The sequence below is a fragment of the Streptomyces sp. PTY087I2 genome, from assembly GCF_001687325.1.
GTDB lineage: Bacteria > Actinomycetota > Actinomycetes > Streptomycetales > Streptomycetaceae > Streptomyces.
Window position 1 is genome coordinate 1 of the sequence record NZ_LZRD01000077.1, and the last position, 1523, is coordinate 1523.

Annotated in this window: 1 pseudogene; it reads right to left on the minus strand. The window is 80.2% G+C overall.

Annotation, left to right across the window (positions count from 1 at the left end):
• A pseudogene (locus A3Q37_RS35110) lies at window positions 1-1523 on the minus strand (hypothetical protein); the annotation flags it as partial.

Consider the following 1523-nt stretch of genomic DNA (forward strand, 5'->3'; position numbering starts at 1 on the left):
TACCAGGGTGCCCCGGGTACGTGCGCCGCCGTCCCGGGCGCGGCCGGGACACTGCCCGCTGCCGGGGCTGCTGTGCCCGGCGACGCGGTGCCCGCCGTTCCGTAAGCCCCCGGAACGCCCGCCTCCGGCGTCCCGGTGCCCGGTGCTCCCGCCGACTCCGCGCCGTACGCGGCCGCCCCCGGCGCCCCCGCGCTCCCCGCCGTCTCCCGCGCCACCAGCGGCCCGGCGATCCGGGCCAGCGACGGCCACCAGCGGTACGCCGCACCCAGCAGCCCGGCCACCAGGGCCAGCACCACCGGGGTCGCGGCCAGGCCCGTCCACGGCAGTGTCGAGCCCAGCGCGGAGCGGAAGCCCTCCGGCGAACCCGCCCACACGTCCGACAGCAGCGTCACCGGGCCCAGCAGCACCGCCGCGATCCCCGGCACCGTTCCCGCCAGGGCCCCGGCCACCACCGCCGCCGACGCCACCAGCACCCCGAGCTTCACGTTCCTCGGCAGCCGGGTCCGTACGACCGCCGTCAGCGCGAGGCCGGCCGCCAGGTACGCGAGCACGCCCCAGTCCTCCGGCACCGCCGCCGCCGGTACGCCGCCCACCGCGGCCACCGCCGCGAGACCGGCCACCACACCGCCCGCCCGCCCGAAGCCCCTCGGCGCGCGCCACGCCCCGGCCAGGGCCGCCGCCGCGGCCGTCAGCAGCAGGGCGCCGGGCGCCAGCGCCCCGAGCGGCCCGGAGGCCGTCGCGGACAGCGCCAGGCCCACCACCAGCGCCGAGAACGCCATCACCGACCCGCCGACGCACGCCGTGATCCGCGCCCCGGTGTTCCTGCCCCACAGCGCGATCGCCCCGTCCAGCACCGCCGTGGCCAGCAGCGCCCACCCGACCACCAGCGCCGGCGCGCCCGCGGCCCACGCCCCGAACAGCAGCGGCCACTGGGCGAGGACCACGGCGGCGGGCAGCGGAAGGCGCAGCGTGCCCAGCGCCAGCCCGTACGCCGTCCACAGCGCCGCCAGCACCGCGGCGGCGACCGCCGTGAAACCGAGCCCGTCCGTGTCCGGGGCCGCCACCGCATGGACCGCGTAGGCGTCAAGGAGGGTCAGCACCAGGGCCAGGGCGGCCAGCGCCTCGGCGGTGGAGTTCAGCCCCCGCCGCAGCAGCACCGCCGGGGCGGCCAGGGCCCCCACGGTCACCGCGGCCAGCACCGCCGACCGGCCGCCGATCCCCATCGAGCCCCAGCTCACCAGCGTGAACGCGATGGCCGCGACCGTCAGCAGCAGACCGCCCAGCGTCAGCAGAACGTTCTGCGCGCTGCGCGGCGCGGACGCCGGCTTCGGGGGGACGTAACCCCACGGCTGGGCCGGAGCGCCCGCCCGGCCGCCGGGCGGCGTGCCCCAGGCCGCCGGGTTCCAGCCCGGGGCGGCCGCCGGCGCGGGCGGCCGCAGCGCGGCGAGCAGCCAGGCGCGCCGGGTCAGCAGCTGGGCCCGGCGGGCGTCCAGCTCGGCCAGTTCACGGTCGAGGCGGGCCAG